The following is a 25,522-nucleotide window of genomic DNA, read 5'->3' as shown; positions in this document are numbered from 1 at the left end:
TTAAAGATAGCACTGCGACATAATATGTCAAGCGCTATTTTCCCGTTCCATTTTTCCATCAGTTTAGGGTTAGGTTTTCACTCTCAGACCAGGCACGCTGATGGTAACGATACAGGTGCATGGAGCCGATATCGTTGACTTTCACCTTATCTGCATCGTCATAATAATTCTTAGGAAACTCAAAGGCTGCCTTGATAAGCCCAGGAGTGAGCCAGGGATCGTCTACGGGCAGTTGCGTCATGCGCGATAGCCTCTGCCTGGCATCTTGGCCCTTTATTGTGCCCAGGCTCCAGCCCCATTCGCCAAAGCTTGGCACATTATGATGATACTGCTGCACCTTGAAGCCTGCTGCCTCCAGTGTCTTACCCACTGAAATAAAGGCCTGCGGCGCATGGTAGGGGGAGGTCGATTGCACTGAGATCGCCCCGTCGGCGCTTAGCAGCTCTTTGAGTTTGCGATAGAAGAGATCCGAATAGAGCTTATTGAGATCGGGATGGCTGGGATCGGGCAGATCCACGATAATGGCGTCATACTTTTCGCCGCGCCCGATCAGCCTGTCCGCACCGTTAAAGGCATCGTCTATCAGTACTTCGACGCGCTGATCCTCGAAGGCGTTACCGTTCAGTTGCAGCAGGGCGTTTGAAAGCCGCTCAGGCATCTCTGGGTCGCCCTCTTTAAAGAGCTTTACCAGATCGGCGTCAAGATCCATCAGGGTCACCTGTTTGGGCTGCCACTCGAGCACTTGTCTTAGGCCCAAACCATCGCCACCGCCTATGATCAACACCTTGTCATGACGCGCGCTGGCGGCCAGCGTCGGATGAACCAGGAAGGCGTGGTAGATATGTTCATCCTGGCTGGAAAACTGCAGGCGGCCGTTGATATAGAGGGAGTAGACGGGCGGCAGGTGATTACCCCGCAAACGCTCGGTAAAGGTTAGCTGCTGAAAACGGGTCGCCTTAGCGTAGACCACCTTATCCTTGTAGAGCAGGTTGTTGAACGCCTGATCCCATTTGGGGCCATGAATGGCTAGCACTAACAAGATGCCTGTGGCCATCAGATGCCCGACGAGTAAGAGTTTGGCAAAGCGGATCTTAGACCAGAAGCGCCAGATAAACAGAAAACCGGCCAGCAGATTAAAGCTGGCGGTGAGCGCAGCCGCCAGCTGGATATCCAGCGCCAGCATGAAGAGTACCCAAATCGCCGCGCCCACGCCGGCGCCGATATAGTCTGCGCCGTAGATGGTGCCCGCGTTGTGCAGCAGGTGTTCGTCACACAAGGACTGTCGCACTCTAGCGATAAGTGGGATCTCCATGCCTATCATCAGGCCCAGCAGTACCCCCCAGACGTAGGGCAGGTACTCACTCAGTTTCTGCAAGGTGCCGATGAAGCCCCCTTGAGGCAGCTGATCAGGCGGCAAACCTATGGTGTTTGCGATGATGATAGGTAGTTGCTGGCCGAAACCTATGACGGCGGCGGTAATGAGAATCGCCAGGGCGCCACACAGGGCTACGCTGAGTTCAAGCATCGCAAAGCCAGTGAAGGCGCAGCGGATCTTGCGCGCCGCGAAGGCCCCTATGCCCATGGAGACGATCATCAGGCCAATCATGGTGTAGATGGCGGCTTCTAATGCCCCTAATATGCGCCCGGCATAATGGGAGAGCAGATATTCGTAGATAAGGCCGCAGCCAGCCAGCACCGCCATGATCCCCAACAGCAGGAGATCATCGAACCAGCTTAATGATTTAACGCCTGCAGGTGCAGGCGTTGTAGTGTTTGTCGATTGCATTAAGCGTTTGGCTCTTAGGCCATTAGGCTGGTGAGGATCAGGGCGATGGCGATACAGATTGCAAGCTCGACGGTGGCGATCCCCACGTTGTGCTGCTGCTCGACCTCATCTTCAAGATTAATATTGGCCAGCACGAGTTTTTTCACTAAGGCCAGCAGTAGCGAAAGGGCGACCAGCATGATCACCGAGAAGGTTAGCCAGCCGATGATGTTGGTGACATAGGCCGTCGGCATAAAGACGATAAAGTGACTGGCTGCATTGAAACTTAGGGCCATGGCGAGCATATAGCCGCTGTGGCGAATGGCCAGTGCCGTATGCCCCTTGGCCAAAGCTGTCTGCATAGAGGTGTCACCATGGCGCTTGGCAAAGCTGCGCTCGCGCAGGCGAGTGAGTAGCACTAACATCAGCTGCGAGATAGCAAAAGCGCTGAAGATGGCGATAAAGGTGTCCAGGGTGAGATCTTCGGCCCATAGCAGCACAGAGCGAATAATGATGGCGGTGGCAATGGCGGCGGTGGCATCGACGATGGCGACCGAGATATTGCCCTTTAAGATCATGGCGTTTTTATCAATTTCGTTCAGCGCCACCTTGTCATGCAGGAAACGGCCAAGCTTGATAAGCATAAGGCCGAAGATGCCATAGGCACTCATGCCGATGGCTTCCATCATGTAGGACTGGGCCGCTTCACCTGTGATTGCCCCCGTGAGCACAATCCCCAGGCCAGCCACTGCGCCAGCGGTACTGATACCGAAGGCGAAATTGTCGCGCTCGGACAGTTCATGGGTGCTGTTGACTTTAATGGTCCAGCCTTGCATATAACGCATGGCGGTGAGCAAGATGATGGCGATGGTCAGATCGATGGCCAAGATGATCGCCAGTTCCTGGGTCAGGCCGTAGTGTTGAAAAAATGTCATCTTAATATCCTTTATTTGCCCCGACGAACACCGCGCGTCGTACGACTGCTGGAGTTTCTGAAGTTACTGTTCTTAGAGTAGTTTGAGCGGAACTTACTGCCGCTACTTGCCCGTCCTGCCGTGCTTGCCTTAGGCGTAGAGGTACTCTGACGCGACAAGCTGGTGGAACCTGAGCGAGACTTGGCATAGGGGCTGTCGAATTGCTTTCCCTGACGGTTGAACTGCTTCTTAGTGCGCTCATAGGTCTGGTTCTGTGCACTGGCCTGTTTGGGTGAGGTGTAACGATAGCGACCGACGTCATTGTAGTAGCTGTAGTTACGGCGGCTCGACCATCTGTCGTAGTAGACGGGGCCGCGCATCAAGTTGGAAAACATGGAGTACATGCCGTACCAGGCCCAGAATGACATGCCGTTGCTACCGGTTTGCCAGCTACCATAGGCTGGGTTTCCCACCAGTTGACTGCCTGCGCCAAAGTCTTCGCCGCCGTTGGCGAGAATATCAGCCTCTCGGCTGATGGCATTTACCCTGGCTAAGGCGCCACCTGACATGTCGGCCACTACATTGACCGGATCTGACAGCATATCGTTAAACAGGCTAGGGTCGGCGGCCTGATAGAGGTTTTCCGCCTCGGCTAGCTGCTGATCCAGATCGACAAAGTTGCTCTCATTACCTAGCTCCTGCAGACGCCGTTTGAGCGAGCTGTACATAGGCCCTTGGCTGCTGGCGTCTTTGGAGAGCTCCTGCAACAGAGGTGCTACATCGGGCTTTTGCGAGGCAAGGATATCGGCGTACTGCTTGAGTAGGTTGGCGTTGCGCAGCTCACCGCCGTCGAGCATCTGGCCTAAGTTGTCGACCCTTGCTTGGGCGAGCTGCTGAAACTTGGCGATCTTCTCTGGCCTGTCGTCGCCACATCCGGTCAAGGCAAAGACCAGGGTCAGCGCGAGAACACGCATTAGCATCACTGCCATGTTTTCTCCATAAAATTAGTTAAGATTGAGACTGATAAATGAGTGATCAGTCTGCGACTTCTTTGCATAATATAGCGGTAACCTGAGTTATAGTAACCTGTAGGGCAAGATAAAAAGCCATCTTTAATACCCCCAAGTAATATTGATGACAATTTTATGCCAAGATGATTACCGCTTAGTTGCATTGACACCTTATCTATATCATTGATGACATAATATGTCGACCGTTTAAGGCTGAAGGATTTTTCTGGCGATGGAAAACATGAGTGAGCAAGCGTTACCCCATGAAGTCAATCAGGTTGCCGAGCAGCATTGGCAGCGCCTCGTCGAGTCCTGGCCGGATATTTCCGAACAGCTGACCCCGGAGCAGACCCGTGAGCTGAGAACCATCTTTGGTCTCAGCGATTTTGTCGCCGAGCAGCTATGCCGTCATCCCAACTGGATTGTTAGCCTGTTCGAGGGGCAATTAGCCGATGTCGCTCGCGATTGCTTCAGCACAGAGCTGCATTCTATCTTGGCTGGCGCCGAAGATGAGGAGCAGGTTAAGGCGATACTCAGGCGATACCGCAATCGCCAGATGGTGCGTCTCGCCTGGCGGGACTTTTTGGGCTATGCAGAACTCAATGACTCTTTATTGGATCTCTCTGCGCTGGCCGAGGCCCTTATCATCGCCGCTCGCGACTGGCTCTATGGCCAGATGTGCAAGCAGTATGGCACTCCCTGTGACAGTGAGGGGAACCCTCAGCCGCTGATGATCTTAGGCATGGGTAAGCTGGGTGGCCGTGAGCTTAATTTTTCTTCAGATATTGACCTTATCTTTACTTTTCCCGAGCACGGTGAGACCCAAGGTGGGCGTCGCAGCCAAGACAATCAGCAGTTCTTTATTCGTATGGGGCAACGTCTGGTCAACCTGCTCAATCAGGTCACAGTCGATGGCTTTGTTTACCGGGTCGACATGCGTCTACGTCCCTACGGCGAAAGTGGCCCCTTGGTGGTGAGTTTTAGTGGCCTGGAAGATTATTATCAGGAGCAGGGCCGGGACTGGGAGCGTTACGCCATGGTCAAGGCCCGCGCATTGGGCCCCTGGAGCGCTTATAGTGATGAACTCCACGACATGCTGCGTCCCTTTGTGTACCGCCGCTATATCGATTTTTCTGCTATCGAATCCCTGCGTAAGATGAAACAGCTGATCACTCAGGAGGTCAGACGCCGTCGTCTAACAGACAATATTAAACTCGGGGCGGGTGGCATACGCGAGGTCGAATTCGTGGTGCAGAGTTTTCAGTTGATCCGTGGTGGTCGTGAACCGGCGCTGCGCCAACAGAGCCTGTTTGGCGCCATCGATACGCTTTATAAGCTGGGGCAACTGGAATACCTGGCGGTGGATGAGCTGAAACAAAGCTATCTCATGCTGCGACGGGTAGAAAACCTGCTGCAAGCCATAGGGGATCAACAGACCCAGACCCTGCCGCAAAACTTGCTGGATTGGCAGCGCCTCTGCTATGCCCTAGGTATGGCGAGCGAGGCCGAGCTGCGCACCCATATTGAGGCGGCGATGGCGAAGATACATCGCTACTTCAAGGAGACGGTGGGAGGCCAGGAGAGCGATGAGGTGGCCGAGTTGTGGACGGCTCAGCTATGGAGCTTGTTTGATGATGAAGACGCCGAAGCCTTGCTCAAGGAACATGGTGTGGAAGAAGAGGCGCTTTGGCCCGCGCTCAAGTCTTGGCACGCCACAGTCGCCAAACGCACTATAGGCCCTCGCGGCCGAGAAACCTTAGATAAATTAATGCCTTGGTTGTTGCAGGAACTTATTCTGCTGCCGACACCGACTAAGGCCTTTATCCCAGTGACTAAGGTGTTGGATCAGATTTTGACCCGCACCACCTACCTTGAACTCTTGTTTGAAAATCCCGGTGCCCGCCAACAGCTGGTGAGTCTCTGTATGGCTAGCCCCTGGATTGGCGAGCAGCTGGCTAAGTTCCCTATGCTGCTGGATGAGTTGATCGATCCGGCCCAGCTTTATGACACTACGTCTCTTGATGATTATCCCAGCGAGCTGCGTCAATACCTGCTGCGGGTGCCCGAAGAGGATATGGAACAGCAGATGGAGGCATTGCGTCAGTTTAAGTTGTCACAGCAGCTTAAGATTGCCGCCGCCGATGTAACCGGCGTATTGCCCGTGATGCAGGTGAGCGACCATCTGACCTTCCTTGCCGAGGCGATTATCGAGCAGGTGGTTCTCCATGCCTGGCAGCAGGTGAGCAAGCGTCACGGCGTGCCGCCCTATCTGGCTCCTGAGGAGATGGGCTTTGCCGTGATAGGCTACGGCAAGGCGGGTGGCTTGGAGCTGGGTTATGGCTCAGATCTGGACTTGGTGTTTCTACACGACTACACCCGTGACAAGTACCCAGACGCTCTACAGACTAACGGCGATCGCCCGATAGATATCGGCCACTTCTACCTAAAGCTGGCTCAGCGTATTTTGCACCTCTTCTCGACCCGTACCACGTCGGGGGAACTCTACGAGGTGGATATGCGACTGCGCCCCTCTGGCGCTTCTGGGCTCTTAGTGAGTGAAATTGAATATTTCGGTAGCTATCAGCGTGAAGAGGCCTGGACCTGGGAGCATCAGGCATTAGTCAGGGCGCGTTTTCTGTTTGGTGATAATCGCCTGGCAGGGCGTTTCAGTGAGTTGAGGGCCGATGTGTTGGCCATTGTTCGGGATAAGGAACTGCTGGCCAAAGAGGTGCGTGAGATGCGTCAGAAGATGCGCACCCACCTGTTAAAAGTCGATGAGGGCCGTTTCGATCTCAAGCATAGCCCAGGCGGGATTGCGGATATCGAGTTTATCGCCCAGTATCTGGTGCTGGCCAATACTCATGAGCATCCGGAGTTGGCTATCTGGTCCGATAATGTACGTATTTTCGAGGTGTTGTCTGAGCTTGAGCTCTTGCCTCACCTTAGCGCGCAACATTTGACTCAGGCCTACTGCTATCTGCGCGATGAAAGCCATAGGTTGACGCTGGCAGGCGAGGTGGGCCAGCTTTTGGTGGAGCAGGTCGAGGAGCATGCGGATCGTGTGTGTGCGATTTACAGCACCGTCCTAGGCGGCGATGCACCGGATGCAAGCAGCGAGTAACACTCGCACGCCGATGCATAGCGTTAAGGTGTGCCGCAATCTAGCCGATAAGCGCTAGGCCGTCACCAGCGCATCGCAATAACGACCTATTCCACGGGCGAGTTGTTGTAGCTCGGCTTGCCGTGGTCGCCGGGCTGGTCTAGGGGGCCTGGAGTTGCTGGTGGAAAGGTGGGCTGGTGGCAAACGCCTCAATGCTCCCTTATCTGTAACGGGAGAATGTGGTTTTACCTGTTCAGCGGGTGCTTGCCATCTATCAACAGCTGCTCAATAGCGCCTTCGTTTGATGAGCAACTTGCCACTGTGATCCAGACTGTGACGCAGCGCCAGGCTTAGGGCGCAGGCGACGCTCAGGCTTAACATCACCAATATTGCCAACATGATCACCAGTTGATATTTCACGGCGACTAAGGGGTCACTGCCGCCGAGGATCTGTCCTGTCATCATACCAGGCAGGGTGACCAGCCCCATGGTGCTCATGGCGGCTATGCTGGGGGCAAGAGCCTGCTGCAGCGCGTTTTGCAGAAAAGGAAAGGCCGCCTGCCATGGCCTCGCGCCTAGGGCGAGACGTCCCTGATACTCTTCTTGTTTCTCTTCCAAGGCGCTAAAAAGACGTTGCAGCGCCAGTATATTTCCAGACAGGCTATTGCCCAGTAACATGCCCGCTAGGGGGATCAAATATTGCGCTTGATAGACAGGTATGGGTTGCAGCAGCGCCAGCAGCAGTAGCCCCAGTAGTGGCAAGAGGCTAATGCAGAGGCTAAAGAGGAGCGCCGGCATTAATCTGCGTTTAGGCAGCTTAGCCCCGCCTAAGATAGCGCTGGCACCTACTATCAACATGAGTGCTAACCAGAGCAGATTGACCCAGAGGCTTTCAAGGTTAAACAGAAACTTAAGGTAGATACCCACCAGCAGCAACTGCGCCGTCATGCGGGTGGCGGCCAGTAGCATGGCTCGGCCCTGTGCCAGTCTAAATCCCCAATTGATCCCCAGTGGCACCAGCAGAATCAGCATAAACAGCCCGAGTGATAACCAACCTATATCCAGACTCGTCTGCATCTCCATGGTTTATGCCCTCTGCTTTGGCCGAGCAGTGCTCAGGTATTGCCGCGATTGCATCTCGACCAGGCGACTGATGGTGCGTCTAAACTCAAAGGCCAGGGCGCCCGGCGTATAGAGTTGCTCCAACGGCAAACTGGCTTCGAGATAGAGTTTAACCCCTTGATCGTAGAGCTCATCCACTAGGGCGATAAAGCGTCTCGCCGGATCATCCTTGGGTGCGTAGTTAAGCTGGCGGTCACCTGCGGCCACCGCCGCGGCGCCATCTTCAGTGCCTCTGGCGCGGATCCAGCTGCGGGGCGTGCCCCCAAGGGGCGGCACATCGCTTAGTAACAGGGTGTCGAATTGGCTGGCGATGGCAATATAGTCGAGCTGAGAGCGCGGACCGCCGCACAGGGCGTCGAAGTCGAGCCAGAGGGTGGAGCTACCCCGGCGGATAACGCTAATCTCTCGGCCTAAGATGGTCAGCGGCGAGTCGCTGCCGCCTGGCTCCAGCTCGTCGAAGCGCTTGGCAAACTCTCCCTCACCATGCAGAAAATAGGTCTGCACCTTGTCGAGATGGCGCAGGCGATGATCCACGCCGCCATCAAGGTGCAGGGCATCTGTATGTGTTTCTAACAGGGCGATACAGGGCAGAAATCTGTCTCTTGCCAGCCCATTCTCATAGAGGCGGGCTATGGGGGTATTGGAGGTGGCGACCAGGGTGATCCCCTCGGCAAACAGGGCCTCAAACAGGCCGGACAGTATCATGGCATCGCCTATGTCGCTGACGAAGAACTCATCGAAGCAGATGACTCGGCAGCTTTGGCTGAGTTTACTGGCGATGCGCCTTAAAGGATCGCGCTTGCCGCTCTCGGCCTTGAGCTCATTATGAACCCTCTCCATAAAGCGATGAAAATGCAGCCTTAGCGCCATCCCTTCTGGCAGGCTCTGACAGAAGAGATCCATCAGCATGGTCTTGCCACGCCCTACATCGCCCCAGAGATAGAGTCCCTTGGCGGGCTGATCTTCTGGTTTATGTTTTTGTAAAGCCTGATAGAGGGCCTCTAGGCATAGTATGGCCTGATGTTGAGCCGGGTCGTCGACAAAGTTCTCCTGGGTGAGTAGATGTTGAAAACCTTGTAGGGGAGAGCGCGACATGAAATGACCCAGGTAGTGAGCGGACGGCCATTATATCAAGATGTTATCAATTAAACAGCGCCCACAGGGGCGCCGTTTGATGATGCTGCTATTGCATGTCTGAGCGCAGTACCAGTTCGACACGGCGATTACGCTGTCTACCCGCCTCGTCCAGGTTGTTGGCCACGGGTACATATTCCCCTACGCCCATGGGGCTGAGCTGGTCCTTGTCTATGCCGTGAGATTGGGTGAGGGTGGCGACTACCGCCTTGGCCCGCTGCTCTGACAGCCCCTTATTGTAGCCTTGCTTGCCCTTATCATCCGTGTGACCCACCACATAGAAGCGCTGCTTAGGGTGGCTCTTAAGGTAGGTGGCCAGGATGGTGATCACTTCATCTGCTTCGGGCTGCATCTGATCGCTGTCGAACTTGAACAACAGGCCATCCAGCGCCACGTGGCCCTGCTGGGCGATCTTATCCTTGAGTCCCTCGAGATCTATGACCACTCTGTCGTCGACGAGTTTGGTCTCTTCTACCACCTTTATCTCGCTCCACAGGCCGCCATGATAACCTGTGATAAAGACCATGGCGTGCACAGCGCCCTCGGGTCGCTCTAACTTATATAGGCTGTAATATTGGTTTTCATCGAAACCTATATGGATCAGGGTTTTGATGCGACGTTCGATGAGATCTGTCTCACCACACTCTAAGCCCTGGCAGTGAAAGCCGCGCACAAAGCCTAGTTTTTCCAGCGCCGCCTTATAGTTAGCGTCGACCTCATACTCCGAGTAGCCCCTTGGGAGTTTATAGCCAATGTCGGTGACCTTACCCTCTAGGGTCTTAATCTTGTGTTGGCCCTGTTCAACACCGTCAAATACCAAGGTCTGGGCATAGCCCTGTTGCTGATATTTTTGGATGAAGGCACCGGGGAGCCTGGCGATCATCGGGTGATCCTTCGAGCCTTGGGTGTCCTTATTGCCTCTGTCTTTAAACTCGGTCTGGCTGACCTCGCTTGTCAGGTAGGCCTGGTTGGTGGCAAGCAGATCCAGCGGCTCGTCAATTACCTCGACGATATCCAGCTGTAGGCCAGCGCCGTTGTGCCAATTAGCGCCATAGACAGAGAGGTAGAGCTGTTTCTTAGTAAGCGTGAGCTTGGCGGTTAGCAGCGCGGGTGTCTTCTTGGGAATGTCGCTGAGTGGCGCTATCTGTTTTGAGAGTTTGTGGTCATCGCCGCAGGCTTTTTCCTGGCACTCGAACAGTATTGTGCCGCCGAGTTTTTCGATCTGAGCCTTATAGTTGTTGACGGCGTGGGAGGCCAGGTAGCTGCTTGGCAGCTTGTAATTGATTCGTTTCAGCTGACCGGCAACCGTCTGCGTCTGGTAAGTGTTTTTGTCGACGCCAATCACTAGGTCGAAGGGGGTGTAATGGCGCTCATGTTGTTTGTAGAGCTTACCCTCTGGTAGTGGTTGAAAAGGGAGGTCATTGGCCTGAGCCAGTCCGCTAAGGCCTAAGCCGCTGCATAAGGCGAGTGTGAAGGCGAGAGTTTGGGGTTTCATCTTAATTCCCTTTAAGTTTCTGAAAGGTTTGCTTTATCAATATCTGTTTTGTGCATATTGCACGCCCCACTTAAGGCGCGGGGCAATCGGTCATTATGGTGAGCCCCTGTATAGATGCCTGGCGTTGCATGAGGTCGGCCATGGCCTGTGGCGATAGGCCTTTGTAAAGCAAGGCAACATTTGGCTGTTCTGCGAGCGGCTTCAAGGCGTCGCAGCGGGTCGGCGACATGATGGCAATCGACTCGGCCTGGGCGTCTGCCAGAGCCTGCCAGTCTTGGCTATCGACCTCGCTGAAGCTAAGGTTGCCCTTAAGTGCCTTGAGGTCACCAAAGGTGATAATTTGACTCTGCTCTATGCTCAGCAGACTGAGATGGTTAAGGCTTGCCAGCGCCGACAGGTCGGCCAGCACGCCGCCCTGCAGGCTCAGGATCTCCAGGTTAGATAGCTTGCTCAGCCGGTTTAGGCTGACCGAGGCGCTGGATAGGCGGCAGCTCAACACAGTAAGCGCCTGGGCCGATGTCAGCCCCAGTTGTGAGACCTGCTGCTTGATACAGGCATCGAGCGCCTTGTCTTGCTGGCTAAGCTTGTCACTGTCGGTAGATTTTGAGTCAGAAGTGCTTGGAACTGCTGCATTATCATCGGGGCGGCTAGCATCCGCGCTTTCAATATCAGTCCCGTTAAGATCTGGTGCGTTAATGCTTGATTCGGCCGAGCTAATTTCGTTAAGGCGAGATTCTGAATGCTCTAGCCCTTCAGGCTCGGATGTCGATAGGTTGGCCGCCTCGACCATTTCGGGTAGCCGCTCGGCCATAAGCCCTTCGAGCAGGAGGATATCCTGGGCGACTTCCGGCATGGCCTGGGTAACATAGCAAAGTTTGCTAGTCTCCAGCAGGTTGATCAGTATCGCCGCTTTGCTCTGACCGATATTTATCGCCATCAGAGCCGCGTAGGCTTCCCCTTGGTCTTGGGTCTGGGCTTGGGATTGAGTCAGGTCTTGCAGCTGGTTGAGATAGTCTTGTACCTCGTCTCTGGTCTGCTGAAATTGTGCGAGTCGTTTGGGCTGATAACAGCTGGAGTTTTTATCGATTCGCGCGAGGAAGGCGCGATAGCGCGGCAGATAGTCGTTGGTCAGGGTTAACATCTTGCCTGCTGTGAGCGCCATCTCACCGATTAAGGCATCTTGCAGTAGCGGCCTGGCATCCTGGTATTCGTCAAGCTTGTTAGAGAAGCTCTCCATCTGCTGATTGTGTTTGCGACTGAGCTGATGGGCGCGCTCGGTCAGCGGCGTCGTTTGGAGTTGAAACTGTTTGATGGCATCTTTGTCTGCGCCGGTATCGGCAGAGGCCAGGCCGCTAATTGAAACTAAGCTCAGAGCCGAGGTTAGCGCCAGTTGGCGAAGTACCTTGCTGCCGAAATTGGATATGCTTTTGGAGTTCCTAAGGTCTTGAGTAAATAACACGACTTAGCCTTATCAGAGGGCGAGCGCTGAGGGATCCAATCCGAGGATTGAGGCGACTTGGCATCGACGCTCGTGCCCATACCAAGTCGATTAGGTTAGAAGTAGAGGTTGTCTACTAGCTTCTCGTTGACATAGAGCTCGCACTTATCGGCGGTGCTGCTCTTAGAAGATTGCACTATGCTCGCGATGGCGCCGAAGGCACCGCCTTGATTACCCAAAACAGAGCCGAAGTAGCAGTGGCTTCTTACGGCAAAGTCTTTGTAGTTCGCCTTAAGGTTTTGGGTTGGGGTGTAAGGGGCGAATCGGCCCTGCATGATAGGGTCGCCGTTGACGCTGAGGATCAAGATGTTTTTCTTGTCGTGGTAGCTGCCGTTAAATTTGAGCACTTTGCCATCGACTTCAACCGTCTTTTCCAGTGCCATGCGCGGGCCGGGATCTGAAGCGCAGGCGGTCAATAACAGGGCTAAGCTCAGGGCAGAGAGTGAAGCAATTTTCATTGATATAGTCCTTTATATGGGAATAAATTGTCCTGAGTGGAGGGAGGGCTTTGAAGACGAAATGTTCATCAATATGCTTTATTCACAACCACTTAAAATAAGCCTTTTGGTTTATTTGTTTGCGATCCTATCGCAAAATATCGGCCGGAAACATTATTCTTTCGGGTGTATTTTGGCGGTTAAATCGGCGAAAAATATTTCCTCGATCTGCTTGTCGAGACCAAGGTATTGGCTCAAGAAGACGGTATCGACCCATTTCAGATTTTCCAGCAGGTGATTGAGTGAGTTCATCTCGATGAAAAGTCCCTTATTCTTCCCTTTAATGCTATTGCCATCCATGGTTTGTGCATTTGGTTAGCTCCTTGTTAAGTTGACGGCCTTACAGAAAATACTCTTTAAACAGCAAGCCAGTTACCGCTACAAGGGCGACTAAGGGAAAGGCGACAAACAGGCTACGAGCGACGATGGCCAAAGAGTGCCGGCGTTTATGCAGCGTGATTGGGTAGTCGAAATAGACCAGCAGGTAAAGTAGTGGCTTAATCGGGAAGTAGAGGCTCTTTAAACAGATTGATTGGCCCGATTCGAGTGTGATGATGAGTTCACTGACATCGTAGCTGGTGCGCAGGTCGCGTGTGCTTGGCCAATAACGCACGCCTATCTCCTTTATGCCTCGTCGCTGAATTTCCACAGGGCCCGCTTTGGTATCGATAAGGCGACTGCCGGGAATGCTGAGCCTTTCAGCGTTAATTTGGCAAACTTGTTTTCCCCCTAGGCCATAGATGCTGGTAATAAACAGTTTTTTGAGGATCAGATAGCCTAATAGGGTGGCGATGTTTAGCGTAAGCCAGGCCTGGGGAAGCATCAGGCTAGGATTGATAAAGGGCAGAATGGCCAATGTCAGTGGGCCAATGAAAAAGAGTATTTCTAACGGTAAGGGTAGCGGATAGAGCAGTCTAGATGACTTAAGGCGAATGTTGCTGTCGCCAGTTAGTTGATTCTTTCCCTTGAAATCTGTGGTACCAAACCAGGGAGTGTCGTCAAGGGTTAGCTTTTCCATGCCTTTCGAGTCCTTTCAAGTCGGTTGGGCTTGTGATTGTGGTTATTTGAGTAAATTAATCATGTACCAGGAGTCGCCTTGCAGGGCAAAGCGGCAGAAGCCTGCCTTGGTGGCGGGGGCGTTGGTGGTGCGGTTGGTAGAATTAAAGGCATAGTCGACCCAGACTTCCGTATCGTATCCCCAGCGCTGAGCCGATTGCTTTACGGTATCATTCTCGGAGGTTTTGGCGTGCTCGAAGACTCTTACGCCTTCTATGGTAAAGTCATTGATGCCGCTATAGTTTTTCACAAATGCCCAATCATGGATCTTCTGGATAAAGGCTAAGTATTGCTCATCGTTAGCCTTAATCGGCATATAGATTTGCTTGAATAGTGCCAGATCTTTATTTGTGACAATGTCTGCGGCTTTAAGACAATTTGCCTTGGGAATAGTGACGTCAATTTGACCGTAGGCAAACGGAGTGCTCGCTAGCATGATTAGTGTGGTGAGCGGTTTTAACATGATTTCTCCCTAATAAAAAATGGCCCCTAGGGGCCATTTTGTCCTTTATTTATTGGCCTGTGGACACTCAGTTGGTGTCTCGGCTGCCATATCGGCATATTCAGCTTGCATTATCATGGGGTGTATCTGTGCTTTTAATGAAGCCGATTGCCCGGAATTGCCTGCGCCGCTGGCGATGGTGACTTTATAGGTCTTGTGAGTATTTGGACATAAGTCTCTACCCGTTAAGGCGTCGCCACTGACATTGGCAATATCACCAGCAAATTCAATGTAGTAGGTAGCAATACCATCGTCGGCACGAATACCCGTTAATTGCACCGTATGTTCACCTTCCTCCAGTGAGACATTCAGTGGACCCACCTTACGTTGAGGTTGGTTGTTGTCATACATCACCTTGTTATTGACCGATAATTTAAACACATCGTCGTTAAAGTTACCATTGTCACCAAAGGTGATCAGAAGCTGGCTGGGCCCAATAAAGGGATATTGATTACTCAATACATCGGCTACTTCCACTGTGATATAACCTGTCACTGCACCATTGGGCACTATGATCACTAGGGTATCGGTAGTGGCCGATTTTACCGCGGCTCTAATACGTTCACCGTTAGCACCGCTAAAGGTAACCTGATTATCCATTGGTTGCTTACTAAAGCCGATACCGCTGATTTCTATCTCTGTACCGGGCGAGGCCTTATCTGGCGTTATATTGGTGATGGTGAGATCTGTGCCAATAAGTATTTCATAAGGCACTTCGGCGACCTCATCTCTGTGATGAACTTCGACTTTAAGCGGGCCGACGGCGTTCTCGATTTGGTCTATATCACTCAGGTCGAAGGTTAACTCTGTTCCCAGTTTATTGACGCTAATGTAGGTGGTTTTTAGCTCCTTTTCACCCTTGCCCAGATCGAACACCTTCACTTCAGGTTTTGTATCGCTAAACACACCTTTAACTGCGGCCATGCCGCTTCCAACTATGGTGAAACGCTTAGTTTCTAGGGTCTTCTCAATGGATCTTGGTGTGATATCTGAGGCTTTTAGACCCCAGGTCACGATATAGTCGAGCTTTGTCGGTACATCGACCAGATCGTCTATGGTTTTGGCCATATCGACCATAGAGTCGGCGAGCTTACTGGCTTCATATACCGAAGTGATGGTTCCCCAGCCAGGTATGAATTTTTGGGCGACCTTTTGCAGCATCTTGTTGATGAAGTATTTTTCGTCAACCTCAAGCGCGGTTAGTAGCGCCATGGTGACTGGACCATAGGAGGCGCGATTGGTTGGATCGGAGATCACCGCCTTGATCTCTTTGCTGTACAACTCTTTCCCTAGATTTGCGGCCAAGCTCTGCCAGTCGTCGAAACTTGGCTTGTCTTTGGCCATCAGTTTATCGATCTCAGTGCTGATTGCCGGTAGGTACTGATAGACGGCCTTGACGATTGCCAGAGCCGTTGCTTGTTTCTTGTATTTACTGTCGTTGAGGTCAATTCCTGCTGCATCGAATAGGATGGAATAAAAACGAATGACGACATTATCAATAATGGTTCTTATCGCCAACATCTTGCGGGCATCTTGGGCGCGTTTATCGTAGGCCTCTTGTCCTCTCAAGCTAAATGGACTGGGCCCAAAAATGCCGTCAACACCTGGTGTGATGATCTGATATAAACAGTCTGTGTAGACACACTTATCGATAAGAGAATCGCTAGACCAGAGCGAAATACCTAACCAAGTACCAGATTGAGGCCCCATCATGCCCGAATCCCAAGGCGTAGTGATATGGTCCGCAATCGGTTTGTTGAGAGACTCTAGATCGGTGTTAATCTCTCCTGTCTTGCTTTCGATAGGATAGACTCTGGCGCTCAAGTAGAGTTGGCTGCGATTCCTGATTTCAACGCAGCCATCGGCATTCAATACCTCATACCATTTGGGATCAACGCCTTCGCCACAGTTGTTAAGTATCTCTGTACTGTTTTCGGCGAAGGTCGTGGCCGCCATCGACATGTCGAAGGCTTGCCAAGTGCCATTGGTTTCAGGGTAGGAGACAATGCTGGGCTCAATAGCTGATAGCGATTGGTTGGTACTCGAGTTTGCCGCACTATGATTCAGTGAATTGAACATCGCCGCAGCAGGTGCTTTTGAAGATTTCAGTAAACCTTTCGTGGCTAATTCTGTTTTTATCTTTGACTCAAATTGGTTAAGTAAATCGTATGCTTCTGCTTTTCTCGCCTTATAGCCGAAGAAGCTGGTATCTCTGGTCAGTGCAGCCTTTGCCTCAACCAAATAATCTTGATATGCCTGTGTCGTCTGCACTGTTTGCATAAACTTTTCTGTGCTGACTCCTCTTGCTTCATAGTAATAGTTCATATGAAGCACCAGGCTTGCCAAGGCCGTCGATTCGAAGCTCAATGAAATACTGTCTTGGTTCATGTAATAGACGGTACTAAGGTAGGCTTCGAGTTGCCCGTTGGCATCATGGGTATAAGTGAAAATGACTTCAGCTTCGCTTCCCATCTTCTCAAGTTCGAAGCTATTGCCATCAAAGGCTTGGGCCATCTCGGGATAGATCCCCCCTATGGCAACCAAAGGTTTGGCTGACGCTTCGAGGACACTAACGGCTATCTCTTGGGTGATGATGAAGGTGATGGGATTACTTTGACCATGTGCGTTGCTGACCGAATAGCTGCCACCGCTCAACGATTCAGGCACTATGGTACTAATAGTGTTTTCGTCGATAAACTGTGCGTTGACAACTTGGTTGTTGAAGAAAACACTGGTGTCTTCATCAAAGTTGTCGCCACTTAGCGTTATCTGTTGGCCGGGTTTGAGGCTTCTAGGATTAGAACTTATGAGTAGTGGCAACGCCCCGTCTCCTATCTCAATCGGAAATGGGTCTGATTTGTTTGTACCTGCAACAATTGAGAGTTGGCCCTTACCCATGTCCTGAGGAAGTACAAAGGTTAGGTGGCTACGTAGTGATAAGTGTTCGATCTGCTTTGGAAATAGGTTGTAAATTCTGCCGTTTATATTCACTACTAAGAGGGTATTTTCAGACGCTTGAGAGAGCCCTTCTATCGTGAGTTCGAATTCGTCTCCGGCTCTGAGATAATTTTTGATCTTATTCTGGGCGAAGAGTGTGTGTAGTGATTCGATAAAGAGATCCCCAGGCTGGGTCCAAGAGACAATGTTGGCTGGGACTAAGCGCTGAACGTCATTTTTGTCGAATATATTGTCGTTATCGTCATCGATATCCAAGTGATCGATAAATTTATCATTGTCAGTGTTAGTTGGCGCATTGTTATTGCCGCTTTCTAACTGGTCATCGATACCGTTACCGTCGGCATCACGCTCGAGGAAGTTGGGGGCTCCGTCATTGTCCAAATCTTCCATGCCTTCGATAGCATCGTTGAAGCTATCGCCGTCTGAGTCGGTATCTAACCAGTTAGGAATGCCATCTCTGTCAGTATCTAGACCAAGACTAGCCAACGCCATAGTGAACTCTATCCCGTCGATAATGCCATCTTTATCTTGATCATTTTCGTTGATATCTGCACCTAATGCGGGCTCTTTCGTATCGTCGAATCCGTCGATATCTTGATCGTTAAACATAGTCACCTGATAGGTGAGGTCACTGCCGCCGGCATAGTTCTCATCTATGATACTGAGCTGATAAGTACCTGGTGAATAGATAGGGAAGTTCACTACATAGGTATTGGCCTGAGTATATCGATATAGCTGAATGTCATTGATGACCAGTCCATCAGCGTCTGAAACATAAACCTGAGGCTTGAATCTTGCCGAAGGTGAGGTGAAATAGGCTGTGTAAGATTGTGGCTTATCGACGTGGAATTTGAAGAGATCGCCTTTATCAAACTCTGAGTCGATGACACCTTGTACTCTGACGCCGAGATCGATCTCAATAGGGGTGGCAACCGCCGGATTATCATTCGGTTCCTGTTCTACAAATAGAGGATAAGTACGCTTGCTGGCATCAAAAGGATAATCATCCAATTCATCCACCACGCCGTCGCCGTCTTCATCCCTGTTTTCCCAGGTGCCCACCAGAGGGGGATCTGTTGGATCGGTAGGATCCGTAGGGTCGGTCGGCTCAGTGGGGTTGGTGGGATCAACGGGGTCCACAGGATCTGTCGGTACCTGAGAGTTTGGGCCTTCTCCCTCTTTGAGTTCGCCGTTACACCCGGTTATTGCCAGGGTCGAGGTCAGCATGAGTGCCAGCCAATGTTGCTTGGTCAGGCGAGACGTGTGTTTCATTTTTTATATCCCTATAGTTTTACTAGGTCCAAAGTTGTTCAGTGTTGTTAAGCACTTTACATTCGAAATGGGGTCTGCATACGCATCAGTCCCTGAGCCGTGATTGCCAGGTAGGTATCTCCCGTTGTAACCCCTAAGACGTTGCAGGCCAGCTGCTCCCTGCTTGGGTTATACAGGGGGGAGGTGACTATCTCCTTAATGATGTAGTTGGCAAAGGGGACGATCAGCTTTTGGCACCAGCGCACCTCTATCTGTAGTAGGTTGGCGTCTTGCACATTCAGTTGTCGGTTATTGCCAACGTTCTTGGGGGCCGGGTCACGAAACATCAGGTTGTTGTTGGGGATCTCATAACGAGAGCCTGTGTCATATCGACTTCGCACCTTGAATTGATCGAAGGTTTCCCTGTCTGGGCTGAGTATGGTGATCTGGCTCTGTACCAGGGTTGCGAGTCTTGCTTTGGCGTAGGCCTGTGTCGTGTCGCTCGTGCTTGTGCCGTGGGCAAATAGCGGCATCATCCCCTGAGCCAGACCTTTGCGCATCTCATCAATATTGCCATGGTGCAGAGTGCCAGCGCGGACGGCGGCAACCGTGGCCGCATCCAATGTGCTCTTGCTGGTATAGATAAAGGCCCACTGCACGATCAACATCATGGCAACCAGAATGATGGGGAGCAGAAAGGGCAGGGCCAGGCTGAACTCGAACATGCTCTGCCCTCGCTGTTTCGAGCGAGCCGCAATCATAGCCCTGCCTGCGCCGTGGTTTGTGGCTGACTCTGCAGCTGATTGAGGGCGTCCAGCAGCGCCTTGATCTGACGACCCACGGCGGAGTCGGCATCGCCCTGGTTGCTGGCGGTATTGAGCACATTGGTGGACTGCTTGATGCGCACCAGCCCCATGTTGTACCAGGCCTTCTGATTATTCGGCTCTAGCTCTATGCAGCGTCGATAGGCGGCGATGGCCGCTTCATGACGGTTGGTTCGGGTATAGATGTTACCCAGGCGAAACCAGGCGGGGGCATAGTTAGGCACACTCTTTAGCACCTCAAGGTAGAGGCTCTCGGCCTGATCCAGCATGGCCAGCTTGTAGGCGTGCTCCGCCTGAGACTGAATCGCCATGATCTGCTCATTACCCTTGTGCTCCGGCTTCTGAGGCGTCGATGAACAGGCGCTGAGTAGTGCGGTAACGGCGACGAATAGCGAGAGGCGTATTAGTTTGCCCATTTCAAAATATCTCCGGGTTTTATCTGTTTGTGGGTAGAGTTGCCTGCCGCAAGCTCCAAGACCTGAGTGGCACCTCGGCAGGCACTGCTACGCCAGGGCTTAAGATTTCGGGTGATCTTGAGCACCTTATTGTTTTTATTGAGGTAGACGATATCGAGCGCATAGCGCATCCCTAAGGTATGCACCGAGCTGCAGGGAGCGATAAGCATCCCTTGCTCGTGAGAGAGGCGGCGGCGACCTAGTAGGCCCCTGAGTCTGAGCCAGGGGGTATCGGCCACGAATACTTCGGTGATCGCCTGTCCGTCTGGGGTTTTCAGTGTGGTTTTCTTCATGTTAGAGCTCATACATAAACTTCATGGCAATCGGGAAGGCCAAGATCATAAAAGTTACGGGAAAGATGAAGACGATCAGCGGGAAGACCAGTTTAACCGGCGCTTCCAGAGCCTTCTTTTCGGCGCGCTGAAACCGCTCGATTCGACGTTGATCCGACTGGATCCTCAGCGTATGACCCAGGCTGGCACCGGTTCTCTCTGCCTGTGCCAGGGCGCTGACCAGGCTGTTGACCTCGGTCACCTGTACTCGATCGGCCATGTTACGAAACGCCTGGGCACGTGACATACCAGCGCGCATGTCGCGGATCACCTTCTCAAATTCGATTCGCAGTGGGCCAGCTGGGCCGCGCTCGACCGCCTGACTCAGGGCGCCCGTCATGTTCAGGCCCGCCTCGATGGACATGGTGAGGTAGTCCAGATACACGGGCAGGCTCTTGACTATCATCCCCTGACGTTTCTTACGCAGATCGTTGAGGGTCATCACTGGCAGAAAGTAACCCAGCACGGCGGCCAGCAGTAGATATTGAGGCACATAGGCGTCAAGCATGGCGCTACACACGATTGTCAGCCCCAGGCTAAACAGGGTGCTTAGAATGCGGATGGCAAAGTATTGCTCGGCGGTCATTATGTAGGATAAGCCTGAGACCTGAAGCTTTTTGGTAACCCGCTCCAGATAATCGACACTGAGGTTCTCACTGACATAGAAGGCTAGCAGGCGTACCAGAGGCCAGATAAGCTTAAGACCCGGCGACAGGGGATCCATAAATTCACGGTTTTCCTTCGGTACCCTGTGGTAGATACGGGCGCAGCTTACGGCCAGGAAAACCAGGGAGATCACGAAACAAGCGACAATAAGATTGACCATGATTTTTCCTATACGTCTATCGCGACGATCTTACGGATCGACAGGTAACCACTGGTGAGCATAATGATGACCAGAGCTATCAGAGCCCAGCCCATAGGCTCGGTGAGAATACGGCCCATGGCGGAGGGCTCCATGTGATACAGCACAACGCCGATAAAGATGGGCAGCAGAGTCATCACTATGCCTTGCATCTTGCCCTGAGAGGTCAGTGCATCGATTTTGCCCTCCATCTCTATCTTGCGTCGCAAGGTGGCGGAGAGGCGTTGAAGCACTTCGGCTAGGTTGCCCCCGACCTCGCGGGAGATCTGCATGCTGGCGGTCACCAGCTGAAACTCCTCTTCCGGGATGCGTTTAAACATGTTGTCCAGCGCTGTGTTGAACTCCACGCCCAGACGCTGCTCGCGCAGGAAGAGCTGAAACTCCTGTTTGATCGGTGCCTCCATCTCTTCGGCCATAAACTCGATGGCGTTACTGACGTTAGCCCCTGATTGCATCGAGGAGGCGATCATATTGAGCGCATCGGGTAGCTGGTGGACAAACTTGCGGCGACGGCGCTTATGCAGGAACTGATAGGCGAAGCGCGGCAGCAGGGCCAGCACAATACTCAGCAAGATCCCCAGCACCCAGGAGCCGAAAAAGAGTCGAACCAGAAAAGGCACCGCCAACAGGGTCAGCATGTTGATGACAAATAGCTGTCTTGGCTCGATAAACAGAAACATATCGAACAGGTTGGTACGTGCCGAGCTGGTGAAGGTCTCCTGGTAGCGCTTGGCGAATCGGGTCGACAGATGCTTAAGCGCCCACACCAGCATGGTCACCGAGCCAAACACCAGTATGGCGGCGATTAATGGACTACTCATAGCGGCTATCCTTGTCGAAGATATCCAGACGCACTGTGACTCCTTGCTTTCTTAACTGTTCATAGAACTCGGGCAGGGTGCCGGTCGCCGTGTAATAGCCCTGTACCTTGCCCAGCTCGTTGAAACCCGTCTGCTGAAACTTGAAGATCTCTGAGAGCTGCACCACTGAGCCCTCGATGCCGGTGACCTCACAGATACTGGTGACCCGGCGCGAGCCGTCACTAAAGCGTGATTGTTGCACTATGATGTTGACCGCCGAGGTGATCTGCTCGCGAATAGCCATCACAGGTAGATCCATACCCGCCATCATCACCATTACCTCAAGACGTGAGATACAGTCCCTGGGGGAGTTGGAGTGTGCTGTGGTGAGCGAACCGTCGTGCCCTGTGTTCATCGCTTGCAGCATATCCAGGGCCTCGCCGCCACGACACTCACCGATCACCACGCGATCGGGACGCATCCGCAGGCAGTTCTTGACCAGGTCGCGGATCTCAATGGCGCCCTTACCCTCCTGGTTAGGGGGGCGGGCCTCGAGAGAGACCAGGTTGGGCTGATAGAGCTGCAGTTCGGCGGCATCTTCCACAGTGACGATACGTTCGTTATCTGGGATGAAGTTTGACAGCACGTTCAGCAGGGTCGTCTTACCCGAGCCTGTCCCCCCTGAGATAACAACGTTGCGCTTTTGCTTTACGGCGATCTCGAGAAACTCCGCCATGGCGGGACTCATGGAGCCAAAGGCCACCAGATCGTCACACCCCAAGCGTCGCTGCATAAATTTACGTATGGTGATGCAGGGGCCCTTGAGTGCCAATGGGGGGATGACTGCATTTACCCGGGAACCATCCTTAAGGCGGGCGTCCACCATGGGCGAACTCTCGTCGATACGTCGGCCTATCGGGGTCACGATTCGTTCGATGGCACCGAGTACCGCCTGATCGTCGGAGAAGGCAATATCCGACAGGTAGAGGTTACCCGCCTTCTCATAGAAGATCTGATCATGGCTATTGACCATGATCTCAGTGACATCCGGGTCGGCGATCAACCCTTCAAGTGGACCAAGGCCTATGGTCTCGTCCAGCACCTCTTTGGTCAGCGCGGAGATCTCGATATCTTCGGGCAACTTAAAGTTGTCGATGATCTGCTTGAGCAGCACCTCACTCTGGGCCCGCAGTTCGGTATCGCTCATCTCGTTAACGTTAACCCGGCGCAGATCCATCTGTTTGAGTAGTTCGGTATGCACCTTACGGCGCCACTCGTTGCGCCTCTGAATCTGGGCGCTCAGCTCTGTCACCATCTCAGGCTTGGCCTGGTTTACTGTTACGGATGCTGGTGCTACGGGGGCAGTCGGCGCCGTTACCTGGGCAGGTGGCGGTGGTGTCTCTGTGAGGACGCTAGCTTGAAACTGCGGATCGCTGCTTTGCACTCTGAGCTGGTAATCGCCTACCTGAATCTTGTCATTGAGAGTGAGGGGGCCGAACTCCTGATGTTTTTCGTCGTTCACCCGTATGCCGGTACGACTCTTGTTATCGACGATAAAGATCCCCTGCTCATTTTGTCGCAGGGTGGCGTGATGCTTGGAGATCTTAAAGCCCCGAAGGACGATCAGCTGATCGGGATCTTTCCCCACACGGCATTCGCGGTGGATACACTGAAACTCGCCGACTTTAGTGCCCTTGGTGGTGCTGACTATGATGTTAAACATGAGCGGCTCCTAATCCAAGATGTAGAAAGCGTCGAGCTTGGTGGCTTCTTCCGCCATCTCTAGGCCGCGATTGAGCTGAGTGTCATGCTCCTCCTCTCCCGGATAAACCACTACAGGAGTGACGAAGATAACCAACTCAGTCTTGTCATCTTTAAAGTCGCGAGATTTAAAGAGTTCACCTAGGATGGGAATATCGCCAAGCAGAGGGAACTTGTTGACTATCTTAGACATTTCACTGTTGACCAGGCCTGAGATCACTATGGTCTCGTTGTTTCTCACGTTGATCACAGACTCGGTGCGGCGGGTCAGCATGCCTGGCACACCATCGACGGCCACCGAAGGGGCGATAGAGCTAACTTCGGCCATGACCCGGCTGACGATGTTTTGCTGCTCGTCGACTACGGGCTCGATATCCAACTTGATGCCGTACTCCTTATATTCGACATCTACAGCGCCTAAGCCGCTGACGCTGCGGATAGGGAATTCGCCACCGGCCAGGAAGCTGGCCGACTCGCCGCTGCGGGTGGTCAGGTTAGGCTGCGCCAGCAGACGGGCATCGCCCTTTTCAGACAGCAGTTGGATCTGGCTGCCGATGCCGGAAACAATACCCAGAGAGCTCCAGCCGCGGGTATCCAGCACGCCTATGTTTTTGGTTATGGCCTCAGTGAGCGCCTCCGTGTATTGTCCGGGTGAGGCGACGTTGAAGATGGGGTTGGCGGTGAAGCCTTTAGCCACGCCATAGGCCGGACCAGCCATGGAGGTTTCCCATTTGATGCCGACGTTGTTGAGGGTCGATTTGTTGAATTCGACGATCTTGACCTGCATCTTCACCATGGGTGACATAGTCTTGGCAAACTTGAGGTATTTCACCAGAGAAACCACGTTCGGACCGGCTTCGAGGATCTTCTCTAGCTGCTCTTTCTGGGCCAGGTCGGCTTCACCCTGAACGATGATCAGGCCATCGCTCTCCGAAACGGTGAGCGAAGGGAAGGCGGCAAGCATCTTCTTGACCATGGTGGTGGTGCGCAGGCTGTTGTCTGGGGTGACAGTGAGGCTGAGTTTGATCAGTTTGCCATCTTTTTGCCAAAGCTGTAGGTCTGTGTTGCCCGGAGCCTCGCCAATTAGCAAGACGCCCTTATTATCGACGACCTTGGCGCTGAGCACCTTGCTGTTACCCACCACGATGCGCTCAACGTTGGCGGCCTTATAGAGTTCGACTGCGCCGACATAGAGCTTCATAGGGCGGTTGTTGTGCGCCATGCTAGTAGCCGGCAGCAGAAGGCAGATCCAAAAAAATGCGACAATTTTCAATGTTTTCATAGTACGGCTTTATCTTTTTGTTGGCTGAGTTGCTCTAGCATCTCTTTGGGAAGCGGGTAGGTTTGGGTACTGGTCTTGATGCCGTTGCCGCCGGTGATCACCTCGACGGTAAGCTCGTGGTTTTCTTCTTCGCGATGAAACAGCTGGCCTTCATGCATAGAGATAAACTCTAGTGCGCTAGACTCCTTCTGGTTTCTTAGCAGGGTGACGAAATCACCTTTCTCTTTGGCCAGCGAGACGCGCGCGGCGTCGTTAACCGACAGCGCTAGGGTCACTGTGTTATAGGCGTTGGGGTTGTCGTATAGGGTGTCGACCAACTCCGGATTGACATCTATGCTGCGTCTGCCGGTGGCCAGTACGGTGACATCCTCCAGCAGTAGCTGAAGTCTTTTTCGCTCACCATCGCGGCCCTCTTCTTTGAAGGCCAGCAGTAGGTCGATATGATCCGAGGGCACCAGCATGCCGGCACTCGAGTTAATCTCATCGATATCTATGGTGACGGCACGTTGGCCTTCTTTAAGAATGTCGGAGAACTGCGCCACCCGCATGCCAGGCAGATAGGTCTCGATCAGCGGGCGACCCGGTGCCATGGGTTGCAGCAACATCTGACCGGCGACCTCGCCGAAGCGGCTGGGGTGTATGGCATCTAGCGGCAGGGTATCTGCGCGGACTTGGCGTACAGACATGTTAGCCTGAGAGATGATGTCGCCCTTTTGCAGTGGCTGGGTGGCGACGATCACGTCGGCCATCTCTATGTTGTCCTTGGTTAACTCATCTCTGAGTTCCTGCTCTTTGGCAATAAAGTAGTTTTTGGTCGCCCATGCCGAAATACCACCTAATATCAAGGCAATAACTAGCAGCACCCAATTGAAGTCAATTGATTTTAAATTCATCGTCAAAC

The 25,522-nt window shown here is 52.8% G+C and carries 20 protein-coding genes and 2 pseudogenes; 2 read left to right on the top strand and 20 right to left on the bottom strand.

Annotation, left to right across the window (positions count from 1 at the left end; all coding sequences use genetic code 11):
* Positions 1-58: 58 nt before the first annotated feature.
* From NY07_RS07290 to NY07_RS07280, 3 genes are read right to left on the bottom strand one after another with little or no spacing between them, the layout of a single operon-like run.
* Positions 59-1,786: a polyamine aminopropyltransferase gene (locus NY07_RS07290; protein WP_033538692.1), complete on the bottom strand. Its 1,728-nt coding sequence runs from the start codon at positions 1,784-1,786 to the stop codon at positions 59-61.
* A 14-nt stretch (positions 1,787-1,800) separates the two neighbouring features.
* Positions 1,801-2,700, bottom strand: a complete 900-nt coding sequence (locus tag NY07_RS07285; protein WP_033538691.1) for a DUF350 domain-containing protein — start codon at positions 2,698-2,700, stop codon at positions 1,801-1,803.
* Between the two features lie 11 nt (positions 2,701-2,711).
* Complete coding sequence (locus NY07_RS07280; protein WP_033538690.1) at positions 2,712-3,668, bottom strand: hypothetical protein; 957 nt, start codon at positions 3,666-3,668, stop codon at positions 2,712-2,714.
* A gap of 253 nt (positions 3,669-3,921) precedes the next feature.
* On the opposite strand from NY07_RS07280, the gene glnE reads away from it, so the two are divergent.
* Positions 3,922-6,810 carry a bifunctional [glutamate--ammonia ligase]-adenylyl-L-tyrosine phosphorylase/[glutamate--ammonia-ligase] adenylyltransferase gene (glnE, locus tag NY07_RS07275; RefSeq protein ID WP_373681766.1) on the top strand — a complete coding sequence of 963 codons (2,889 nt, stop codon included), beginning with the start codon at positions 3,922-3,924 and terminating at the stop codon, positions 6,808-6,810.
* A 264-nt stretch (positions 6,811-7,074) separates the two neighbouring features.
* On the opposite strand, the gene NY07_RS07270 is transcribed toward glnE, so the two are convergent.
* The 11 genes from NY07_RS07270 to NY07_RS07220 all read right to left on the bottom strand — a co-directional run bounded on the left by NY07_RS07270 (position 7,075) and on the right by NY07_RS07220 (position 19,542).
* Positions 7,075-7,866: an ABC transporter permease gene (locus NY07_RS07270; RefSeq protein WP_033538770.1), complete on the bottom strand. Its 792-nt coding sequence runs from the start codon at positions 7,864-7,866 to the stop codon at positions 7,075-7,077.
* A 9-nt stretch (positions 7,867-7,875) separates the two neighbouring features.
* Positions 7,876-9,006 (bottom strand): cell division protein ZapE, encoded by a 1,131-nt coding sequence (gene zapE / locus NY07_RS07265; protein WP_052125541.1) that lies wholly within the window; start codon positions 9,004-9,006, stop codon positions 7,876-7,878.
* Between the two features lie 88 nt (positions 9,007-9,094).
* On the bottom strand, positions 9,095-10,540 hold the full coding sequence (locus NY07_RS07260) for an OmpA family protein (protein ID WP_033538687.1): 1,446 nt from the start codon (positions 10,538-10,540) through the stop codon (positions 9,095-9,097).
* A 70-nt stretch (positions 10,541-10,610) separates the two neighbouring features.
* The gene (locus NY07_RS07255; protein WP_033538686.1) at positions 10,611-11,999 is read right to left on the bottom strand and encodes a hypothetical protein; all 1,389 of its coding nucleotides are present in this window, start codon (positions 11,997-11,999) and stop codon (positions 10,611-10,613) included.
* Positions 12,000-12,094: 95 nt separating this feature from the next.
* A complete protein-coding gene (locus tag NY07_RS07250) occupies positions 12,095-12,496 on the bottom strand; it encodes a hypothetical protein (RefSeq protein WP_033538685.1) in 402 nt (133 codons plus the stop codon).
* 153 nt (positions 12,497-12,649) lie between these two features.
* The gene (locus NY07_RS07245) at positions 12,650-12,787 is read right to left on the bottom strand and encodes a hypothetical protein (protein ID WP_161783157.1); all 138 of its coding nucleotides are present in this window, start codon (positions 12,785-12,787) and stop codon (positions 12,650-12,652) included.
* Positions 12,788-12,875: 88 nt separating this feature from the next.
* Positions 12,876-13,553, bottom strand: coding sequence for a hypothetical protein (locus NY07_RS07240; protein ID WP_033538683.1), 678 nt, complete (start codon positions 13,551-13,553; stop codon positions 12,876-12,878).
* Positions 13,554-13,595: 42 nt separating this feature from the next.
* Positions 13,596-14,054, bottom strand: coding sequence for a hypothetical protein (locus NY07_RS07235; RefSeq protein ID WP_033538682.1), 459 nt, complete (start codon positions 14,052-14,054; stop codon positions 13,596-13,598).
* A gap of 45 nt (positions 14,055-14,099) precedes the next feature.
* Positions 14,100-18,323: an IPT/TIG domain-containing protein gene (locus NY07_RS07230; protein ID WP_033538681.1), complete on the bottom strand. Its 4,224-nt coding sequence runs from the start codon at positions 18,321-18,323 to the stop codon at positions 14,100-14,102.
* A gap of 56 nt (positions 18,324-18,379) precedes the next feature.
* Complete coding sequence (locus tag NY07_RS07225) at positions 18,380-19,063, bottom strand: TadE family protein (protein WP_235363905.1); 684 nt, start codon at positions 19,061-19,063, stop codon at positions 18,380-18,382.
* Positions 19,060-19,542 carry a tetratricopeptide repeat protein gene (locus NY07_RS07220; RefSeq protein ID WP_033538680.1) on the bottom strand — a complete coding sequence of 161 codons (483 nt, stop codon included), beginning with the start codon at positions 19,540-19,542 and terminating at the stop codon, positions 19,060-19,062. The genes NY07_RS07225 and NY07_RS07220 overlap by 4 nt, the downstream gene beginning before the upstream one ends.
* A 29-nt stretch (positions 19,543-19,571) precedes the next feature.
* Here NY07_RS07220 and NY07_RS19875 point away from each other — a divergent pair.
* A pseudogene (locus tag NY07_RS19875) lies at positions 19,572-19,622 on the top strand (hypothetical protein); the annotation flags it as partial.
* Here NY07_RS19875 and NY07_RS07215 read toward each other — a convergent pair.
* The 6 genes and pseudogenes from NY07_RS07215 to cpaB form a co-directional block, all read right to left on the bottom strand.
* Positions 19,599-19,874: pseudogene (locus tag NY07_RS07215) on the bottom strand (DUF192 domain-containing protein); the annotation flags it as partial. The pseudogenes NY07_RS19875 and NY07_RS07215 overlap by 24 nt on opposite strands.
* Position 19,875: 1 nt before the next feature.
* Positions 19,876-20,739, bottom strand: coding sequence for a type II secretion system F family protein (locus NY07_RS07210; protein WP_033538678.1), 864 nt, complete (start codon positions 20,737-20,739; stop codon positions 19,876-19,878).
* A gap of 8 nt (positions 20,740-20,747) precedes the next feature.
* Positions 20,748-21,599, bottom strand: a complete 852-nt coding sequence (locus NY07_RS07205) for a type II secretion system F family protein (RefSeq protein ID WP_033538677.1) — start codon at positions 21,597-21,599, stop codon at positions 20,748-20,750.
* Complete coding sequence (locus tag NY07_RS07200) at positions 21,592-23,301, bottom strand: ATPase, T2SS/T4P/T4SS family (RefSeq protein ID WP_033538676.1); 1,710 nt, start codon at positions 23,299-23,301, stop codon at positions 21,592-21,594. The genes NY07_RS07205 and NY07_RS07200 overlap by 8 nt, the downstream gene beginning before the upstream one ends.
* A 9-nt stretch (positions 23,302-23,310) precedes the next feature.
* Entirely contained in the window at positions 23,311-24,621 is a 1,311-nt protein-coding gene (locus tag NY07_RS07195) for a type II and III secretion system protein family protein (protein WP_033538675.1), read from the bottom strand.
* A complete protein-coding gene (gene cpaB / locus NY07_RS07190; protein ID WP_033538674.1) occupies positions 24,618-25,514 on the bottom strand; it encodes a Flp pilus assembly protein CpaB in 897 nt (298 codons plus the stop codon). The genes NY07_RS07195 and cpaB overlap by 4 nt, the downstream gene beginning before the upstream one ends.
* Positions 25,515-25,522: the final 8 nt, after the last annotated feature.

The sequence above is a fragment of the Shewanella sp. ECSMB14101 genome (genome assembly GCF_000773485.1).
In the GTDB taxonomy this organism is placed as follows: Bacteria; Pseudomonadota; Gammaproteobacteria; order Enterobacterales; family Shewanellaceae; genus Shewanella; species Shewanella marisflavi.
The sequence above is the reverse complement of the archived record's forward strand: the minus strand, read 5'-3'. Positions and strand labels throughout refer to the sequence as shown.

Excerpts from the sequence above, each read along its gene's own strand:
- NY07_RS07290 (WP_033538692.1), bottom strand. The coding sequence starts at position 1,786 with ATGCAATCGACAAACACTACAACGCCTGCACCTGCAGGCGTTAAATCA.
- NY07_RS07285 (WP_033538691.1), bottom strand. The coding sequence starts at position 2,700 with ATGACATTTTTTCAACACTACGGCCTGACCCAGGAACTGGCGATCATC.
- NY07_RS07280 (WP_033538690.1), bottom strand. The coding sequence starts at position 3,668 with ATGGCAGTGATGCTAATGCGTGTTCTCGCGCTGACCCTGGTCTTTGCC.
- glnE (WP_373681766.1), top strand. The coding sequence starts at position 3,922 with ATGGAAAACATGAGTGAGCAAGCGTTACCCCATGAAGTCAATCAGGTT.
- NY07_RS07270 (WP_033538770.1), bottom strand. The coding sequence starts at position 7,866 with ATGCAGACGAGTCTGGATATAGGTTGGTTATCACTCGGGCTGTTTATG.
- zapE (WP_052125541.1), bottom strand. The coding sequence starts at position 9,006 with ATGTCGCGCTCTCCCCTACAAGGTTTTCAACATCTACTCACCCAGGAG.
- NY07_RS07260 (WP_033538687.1), bottom strand. The coding sequence starts at position 10,540 with ATGAAACCCCAAACTCTCGCCTTCACACTCGCCTTATGCAGCGGCTTA.
- NY07_RS07250 (WP_033538685.1), bottom strand. The coding sequence starts at position 12,496 with ATGAAAATTGCTTCACTCTCTGCCCTGAGCTTAGCCCTGTTATTGACC.
- NY07_RS07245 (WP_161783157.1), bottom strand. The coding sequence starts at position 12,787 with ATGAACTCACTCAATCACCTGCTGGAAAATCTGAAATGGGTCGATACC.
- NY07_RS07240 (WP_033538683.1), bottom strand. The coding sequence starts at position 13,553 with ATGGAAAAGCTAACCCTTGACGACACTCCCTGGTTTGGTACCACAGAT.
- NY07_RS07235 (WP_033538682.1), bottom strand. The coding sequence starts at position 14,054 with ATGTTAAAACCGCTCACCACACTAATCATGCTAGCGAGCACTCCGTTT.
- NY07_RS07230 (WP_033538681.1), bottom strand. The coding sequence starts at position 18,323 with ATGAAACACACGTCTCGCCTGACCAAGCAACATTGGCTGGCACTCATG.
- NY07_RS07225 (WP_235363905.1), bottom strand. The coding sequence starts at position 19,063 with ATGATTGCGGCTCGCTCGAAACAGCGAGGGCAGAGCATGTTCGAGTTC.
- NY07_RS07220 (WP_033538680.1), bottom strand. The coding sequence starts at position 19,542 with ATGGGCAAACTAATACGCCTCTCGCTATTCGTCGCCGTTACCGCACTA.
- NY07_RS07210 (WP_033538678.1), bottom strand. The coding sequence starts at position 20,739 with ATGGTCAATCTTATTGTCGCTTGTTTCGTGATCTCCCTGGTTTTCCTG.
- NY07_RS07205 (WP_033538677.1), bottom strand. The coding sequence starts at position 21,599 with ATGAGTAGTCCATTAATCGCCGCCATACTGGTGTTTGGCTCGGTGACC.
- NY07_RS07200 (WP_033538676.1), bottom strand. The coding sequence starts at position 23,301 with ATGTTTAACATCATAGTCAGCACCACCAAGGGCACTAAAGTCGGCGAG.
- NY07_RS07195 (WP_033538675.1), bottom strand. The coding sequence starts at position 24,621 with ATGAAAACATTGAAAATTGTCGCATTTTTTTGGATCTGCCTTCTGCTG.
- cpaB (WP_033538674.1), bottom strand. The coding sequence starts at position 25,514 with ATGAATTTAAAATCAATTGACTTCAATTGGGTGCTGCTAGTTATTGCC.